Annotated in this window: 8 protein-coding genes; 6 read left to right on the forward strand and 2 right to left on the reverse strand. The window is 61.1% G+C overall.

From position 1 onward, the window contains the following. Window positions 1-339: 339 nt before the first annotated feature. On the reverse strand, window positions 340-1,275 hold the full coding sequence (locus ACQKP4_RS28215; protein WP_427637326.1) for a LysR family transcriptional regulator: 936 nt from the start codon (window positions 1,273-1,275) through the stop codon (window positions 340-342). Window positions 1,276-1,526: 251 nt separating this feature from the next. Here ACQKP4_RS28215 and ACQKP4_RS28220 point away from each other — a divergent pair, with 251 nt between their 5' ends. The 3 genes from ACQKP4_RS28220 (at window position 1,527) to ACQKP4_RS28230 (ending at window position 2,713) form a co-directional block, all read left to right on the forward strand. Continuing rightward, entirely contained in the window at window positions 1,527-2,018 is a 492-nt protein-coding gene (locus tag ACQKP4_RS28220; protein WP_427637327.1) for a DMT family transporter, read from the forward strand. Further along, entirely contained in the window at window positions 2,018-2,473 is a 456-nt protein-coding gene (locus ACQKP4_RS28225) for a DMT family transporter (protein ID WP_427637329.1), read from the forward strand. The genes ACQKP4_RS28220 and ACQKP4_RS28225 overlap by 1 nt, the downstream gene beginning before the upstream one ends. 72 nt (window positions 2,474-2,545) lie before the next feature. After that, complete coding sequence (locus ACQKP4_RS28230; protein ID WP_427637331.1) at window positions 2,546-2,713, forward strand: metallothionein; 168 nt, start codon at window positions 2,546-2,548, stop codon at window positions 2,711-2,713. Between the two features lie 42 nt (window positions 2,714-2,755). Here ACQKP4_RS28230 and ACQKP4_RS28235 read toward each other — a convergent pair whose 3' ends face one another. Then, window positions 2,756-2,983 carry a DUF6555 family protein gene (locus ACQKP4_RS28235; protein WP_427637332.1) on the reverse strand — a complete coding sequence of 76 codons (228 nt, stop codon included), beginning with the start codon at window positions 2,981-2,983 and terminating at the stop codon, window positions 2,756-2,758. Between the two features lie 145 nt (window positions 2,984-3,128). Between ACQKP4_RS28235 and ACQKP4_RS28240 the strand changes: the two genes are divergently transcribed. The 3 genes from ACQKP4_RS28240 (at window position 3,129) to ACQKP4_RS28250 (ending at window position 5,163) form a co-directional block, all read left to right on the forward strand. After that, window positions 3,129-3,908, forward strand: a complete 780-nt coding sequence (locus ACQKP4_RS28240; protein WP_427637334.1) for an AraC family transcriptional regulator — start codon at window positions 3,129-3,131, stop codon at window positions 3,906-3,908. 95 nt (window positions 3,909-4,003) lie between these two features. Next, entirely contained in the window at window positions 4,004-4,177 is a 174-nt protein-coding gene (locus tag ACQKP4_RS28245) for a DUF1427 family protein (protein ID WP_427637336.1), read from the forward strand. Between the two features lie 29 nt (window positions 4,178-4,206). After that, window positions 4,207-5,163 carry a quinone oxidoreductase family protein gene (locus ACQKP4_RS28250; RefSeq protein WP_427637337.1) on the forward strand — a complete coding sequence of 319 codons (957 nt, stop codon included), beginning with the start codon at window positions 4,207-4,209 and terminating at the stop codon, window positions 5,161-5,163. Window positions 5,164-5,307 lie beyond the last annotated feature (144 nt).

The following is a 5,307-nucleotide window of genomic DNA, read 5'->3' on the forward strand; positions in this document are numbered from 1 at the left end:
CTCACTTGAATAAGATTTACGCATATCCAAACACCTCAGATTTGGGCGCCATCATAGCGCCCGATTGAGGTGTCCAAAATCATTAGGCCAGTTCAGCTTGCCCGCGAAGGCGTCGTAACAGCCAATGATGTATTGACTGACCCTCCCTCTTCGCGAGCAAGCCCGCTCCCACGGTTTGTCCGTGTGAAACCGGATGTGTGATCACCACCTACCACCTGTGGGAGCGGGCTTGCCCGCGAAGGCGCCCTAACAGCCGATGATGTATTGACTGACCCTCCCTCTTCGCGAGCAAGCCCGCTCCCACACGGATTGCATTGAACAAAGGCCATTCGTGCGGTGTTACGGCCTGTCCCAATACGGCACCACCCCAAAACACGCCACGTAAAAATCGATCACCGTGCGTACCTTCACCGACAACCGTCGGCTGCCGGGCCAGAGCACGGCGATTTGTTGTGGCTCAAGACTGTTCGATACCTGAAATTCGCCGAGCACCGGCACCAGCGTGCCTGCGCGCACGGCTTCACCGATCAGCCAGGACGGAAACATCACCAGCCCCAGGCCCTGTTGGGCGGCTTGGGTGAGGGTGTCGGCGTGGTTGCCGGTGAGCGGGCCTTTCACCGAGTAAGGCGTCCAGTCCTGCTGGTCCTTGCGGAAAAACCAGCGCTGCTGACCGGTAACACCTTTGTAGGCCAGGCATTGATGGTTCGACAGGTCGTCAGGGTGTTGCGGTATGCCGTGGCGTTTCAGGTACGCCGGGCTGGCGGCGACTTGAAAGCGGTGCGGCGCGAGAATCCGTGCCTGCATGCTCGAATCGTGCAGCGGGCCGATCCGGAACAGCAGGTCGGCGCCTTCCTGCAACGGATCGACGTAGCTGTCGGTCTGCTGGATATCCAGTTGCAGCTTCGGGTAACGCTCGCAGAGTTGCCCCAGCCACGGCGTCAAATGCCGTTGCCCGAACACCACCGGGGCGTTGATTCGAACCAGTCCGCTGGGTTCGCTTTGCTGTTCCTGCAAGGCCTGCTCGGCTTCTTCCAGTTGCACCAGCACCAGTCGCGCGTGATGGCCGAGCATGCGCCCGGCTTCGGTGGGCGAGACGGCGCGGGTGTGGCGATAGAGCAATTGCTGGCTCAAGGCTTGTTCCATCTGCTGGATTTGCCGCGAGATTGAAGAGGGCGCCAGGCCCTCGCGGCGGGCTACTTCGGAAAAACTGCCGTGGTCGAGCACTGCGACGAACAGCCGAAGCGCCTTGAATCCCAAGTCATTGAAGCCGTGCATGGCGAGTCCTGCTGTGCGGGTTGCGCAAAAGTGTTGTCCGGATGCTCCCATTTATCGCAAAGGATCGCTAGCCGATAATGCTCGCTATTCCCACGGGGAAGCGGACAGAACACCACGGACCCTGTGGGAGCGAGCTTGCTCGCGATAGCGTCGGTACATTCAACATCTATGTGACTGACCTACCGCTATCGCGAGCAAGCTCGCTCCCACAGAATTTGTGCCACGACGGATCAATCGCAGGTTTCCTTTCTATGCAATCTTCTTCAATCGACGCAGCTGTTGTCGCAACGCCCACTTTCAAACCCGGGTTACGCCTATTACTGCTACCACTGGTAATCCTCGCCGGCATGGGCCTGTCCGTGGAGGCCGGGTTGCTCGGGCCGCTCGGGGTTCAGGTCGGGCATTTGTGGGCGACGTTGAGCATCTTCGGCGTCGGCTCGGCGATTCTGTTTTTGCTGCTGCTGTTCAGCGGTCCGCAACAAGGTCCGGCGCTCGGCACCTTGCCGCGCTGGCAGTTGATCGGCGGTTTTCTCGGGCCGATCTACGTAGTGGTGCTGACCCTGGCCACGCCGCACATTGGCATCGCGATGACGATGATCGCGATCCTTTCCGGCCAAGTCGGCAAAAGCGTGTTGATCGACCACTTCGGCTGGTTCGGCGCCACGCGCAAGAAGGTCAACGGTGAACGCTGGCTGGCGCTGCTGCTGATTGTCGCGGCACTTGTTCTGATCGCTCGGGGTTGATGATGAGTCTGATTATTTTGTTGGCGGTGGTCGTGGCCGCCGGTGCGGTGTTGAGTGTGCAGGCGGCGATCAATGGCCGGCTCGGTGAAACCGTCGGCGTGTTGCGCAGCAGTTTGCTGACCTTTGCGGTCGGCGCGCTGGTCACCGGTTTGTTGATCCTGTTTTTCGAACCGGCCCACGCCGTCAGTTTGCTGGACGTGCCGAAATGGCAGCTCAGCGGCGCGCTGTTCGGCGTGGTGTACATGATGGTGATGGTCGGGGCGGTGCCACGGGTCGGCACGGCGGTGGCCACGGTCGCGGTGATCCTCGGGCAGTTGGGGATGGGCATGTTGATCGACAACTTCGGCTGGCTGGGCAACCCGGCGATTGAATTGTCGGGCAGCCGGATCGTGGCGATGGGCTGCCTGGCGCTGGCGTTGTTCTTCATGTATCGCAGCAGTACGCGGCAGGCCTGACACAAACTCCTACACTGGTAACACGGGCCGCATTCGCGGCACCCCGACGACCCTATCCACGGAGTCAGGCTCATGATCGACAGTGAAAGTACCTGCGACTGCCCCAAATGCAACTGCAAACTGGGCGAACATCCGATAGCGCGCCACGGCAAACACTTTTGCTGTGAAGCCTGCGCCAAGCACCACGAGCATGGTGAAGCGTGCGCAAGCAAGGGCTGCAAATGCGCCCACGGCAAATAACCTGTCCCACTAAAAATGGAGCCTGATCAGGCTCCATTTTCTTTAACTGGCCGGTCGCCAAGTCACGTTTTCGACGCCGAATTTTTCCGCCAGCGGCTTGCTGGTTTTTTGCACCTTCTCTCGGCCGAAGCGCGGAATACGGCCAACCCCCGCATCACAGCTCGCCCAGTGCCACGCCTCGGCGTTGTCCATTTTTTCCAGGCGGATAATGAAGGACTTCGGCGCGCCATGAAGGGTGTATTCAATGACGAATAATTTTGCGTTGTTCATAAAGCCTGTCTTCCTCCCTGTGGTAATAGAAGGATCATTCGGGTTACGGAAAATTCAGTCGGATTGTCAGACGGTTACCGCCAGTGGCGGCAAGACTGGCGCCTCGTTACCATGCTCTCCCTGAAAACCCCAACGATCATTGACCATGGCCATCGCCGCGCCCCCTGATTTAAGTGACACCGATGTGCCCGTGCAGCCACTCGCGCGCACCTATCCGCGCGGGCTGTTCATCGAGCCCCACGAGCACGTCTGGGGCCAGTTGCTGTATGCGATGAGTGGCGTGATGTGGGTTGAAACGCCGCACGAGGCGCTGGTGGTGCCGCCGCAACGGGCGGTATGGCTACCGCCGGGTGTGCCGCACGGGATTCGTGTGGTCTCGGATTTGCAGATGCGCAACATCTACCTGCGGCCATCGTTAGCGGCGACGCTGGACGACACGGTCCAGGTGATCGAAGTGGGCGGTTTGCTGCGCGAGCTGATCGTCGGGCTGGTGGCGCAGGGGGAGGACGGTGAACCCGCGTATTACGAGGCACTGGTCGGCCTCGCGCTGTTGGAGCTTAGGCGAGCCAAGCGGTCTCTGCTGAAAATACCGTTACCCGACGACTCTGACCGGCGCTTGATGAACCTCTGTCAGGCGGTCATGGCCGCGCCGTCGCTGGACATTGCCTTCGAGCAACACGCGGAAAACGCCGGGGCCAGCGTGCGCACCCTGGCGCGGTTGTTCAAGGACGGCCTGGGCATGGGCTTCGCCGAGTGGCGGCGGCAGGTGCAATTGGCGACAGCGGTGGCCGAATTGATTCAGGGCGTGGCCGTCAGCACCATTGCCCGCGAGCTGGGTTATTCGCCGAGCAGCTTCAGCGATATGTTCCGTCGGGAACTGGGTATTGCGCCTTCGCAGTTTGCCGAGAGCCAGCGCCAGGGCTGACCGGTCTTTGGCCGAAATTCAGAAGCACTTGGCCGATGCTCGGCGCGAGGTGGTTCTAGACTCTGTGCCTACCCCAATTGCCCACGGAATCTGCCATGAGCTACCTCATCTCGCTGGTCATCGGTCTGGGCGTCGGCTTGCTCTATGGCGCACTGGATTTTCGTTCCCCCGCACCCCCGGCCATCGCGCTGGTCGGGCTGCTTGGCATGCTTGCCGGTGAAAAGTTGTGGCCGATGGGCCGGCAACTGATCGCTGGCTGGATCTCCTGAATCGCTTCCTTTACCCGACGGACACTCCCATGAAAGCACTGCAATTCGACAACACCGGAGACCTTTCTTCCCTGCGCTTCGTCGAGGTGCCCACACCGGTGCCTGGCGCCGATGAGGTACTGGTCGAGATCAAGGCGGCCGGCCTCAACCCCAGCGATGTGAAGAACGTGCTCGGGCGTTTTCCCTACACCACGTTGCCACGGATTCCCGGCCGGGATTTTGCCGGCATCGTCGTCGAAGGGCCGCCGGCAATGATCGGTCAGGAGGTCTGGGGGACTGGCCGTGAGCTGGGCTTTTTCGCCGATGGCTCCCACGCGCAATTCGTCAAATTGCCGGCCAAGGGCGTGGCGATCAAGCCGACGCACCTGAGTTTTGCCCAGGCGGCCAGCCTCGGCGTGCCGTACACCACGGCGTGGGATGCGCTGGAACGCAGCCTGGTGACGGCGCAAACGCGACTGTTGGTGATCGGCGGCGGGGCGGTGGGCAGTGCGGCGTTGGCGTTGGCCAAAGTCCGTGGCGCTCAGGTGCTGGCGGCGGCGCGGCGGCCGGAGCAGGTCAAGGCGTTGCACGCTCAGGGTTATCAGACGTTGCCGCTGGATAGGCCGGAGGACTTGGGCGCACAGGTGAACGCGGTGTTTGCCGGCGGCGCCGATGTGATTTTCGACACCACCGGGTTCTGGCTGCCGGCATCGGTTGCGGCACTGGCCACGTTCGGGCGCATTGCGATCATCGCCGCGCCGGTGGATGGCATGGTGCAGTTGCCGGCGCTGGGGCTGTATCGCAAGGGTGGCTCGGTGGTGGGGGTCAATTCGCTGCTGTATGGCGTTCAGGCGTGCGCGGCGATGCTGGATCAGTTTGGCAAGTTTTTTGACCAGGATTTGTTGCCATTGCCGCAGGGGTTGGTTGAGTCGCCGTTGGCGGATGGGTTGGCGCGGTATGCCGAGGTGAATGAGGGCGGTGGGGATAAGGTGATTTTGGTGCCGTGAAGAGGTTGTTTTCTGGATGGTGGGCATATCCGTTTCTGCGGTAATGGCGGCTGGCGGTTTCGCTCTTACAGCGAGTCACTTTCGAAAAGCGCGAAAGTAACCAAAGCGCTTTTGCCCCTCCATTCGGTGCCTCGCCTAGGCTCG

This window comes from Pseudomonas sp. NPDC086278, from assembly GCF_050280905.1.
Taxonomy (GTDB): Bacteria; Pseudomonadota; Gammaproteobacteria; order Pseudomonadales; family Pseudomonadaceae; genus Aquipseudomonas.

What these genes read in the sequence shown, in the direction of transcription:
- ACQKP4_RS28215 (WP_427637326.1), bottom strand. Translation starts at nt 1,275, where the DNA reads ATGCACGGCTTCAATGACTTGGGATTCAAGGCGCTTCGGCTGTTCGTC.
- ACQKP4_RS28220 (WP_427637327.1), top strand. Translation starts at nt 1,527, where the DNA reads ATGCAATCTTCTTCAATCGACGCAGCTGTTGTCGCAACGCCCACTTTC.
- ACQKP4_RS28225 (WP_427637329.1), top strand. Translation starts at nt 2,018, where the DNA reads ATGATGAGTCTGATTATTTTGTTGGCGGTGGTCGTGGCCGCCGGTGCG.
- ACQKP4_RS28230 (WP_427637331.1), top strand. Translation starts at nt 2,546, where the DNA reads ATGATCGACAGTGAAAGTACCTGCGACTGCCCCAAATGCAACTGCAAA.
- ACQKP4_RS28235 (WP_427637332.1), bottom strand. Translation starts at nt 2,983, where the DNA reads ATGAACAACGCAAAATTATTCGTCATTGAATACACCCTTCATGGCGCG.
- ACQKP4_RS28240 (WP_427637334.1), top strand. Translation starts at nt 3,129, where the DNA reads ATGGCCATCGCCGCGCCCCCTGATTTAAGTGACACCGATGTGCCCGTG.
- ACQKP4_RS28245 (WP_427637336.1), top strand. Translation starts at nt 4,004, where the DNA reads ATGAGCTACCTCATCTCGCTGGTCATCGGTCTGGGCGTCGGCTTGCTC.
- ACQKP4_RS28250 (WP_427637337.1), top strand. Translation starts at nt 4,207, where the DNA reads ATGAAAGCACTGCAATTCGACAACACCGGAGACCTTTCTTCCCTGCGC.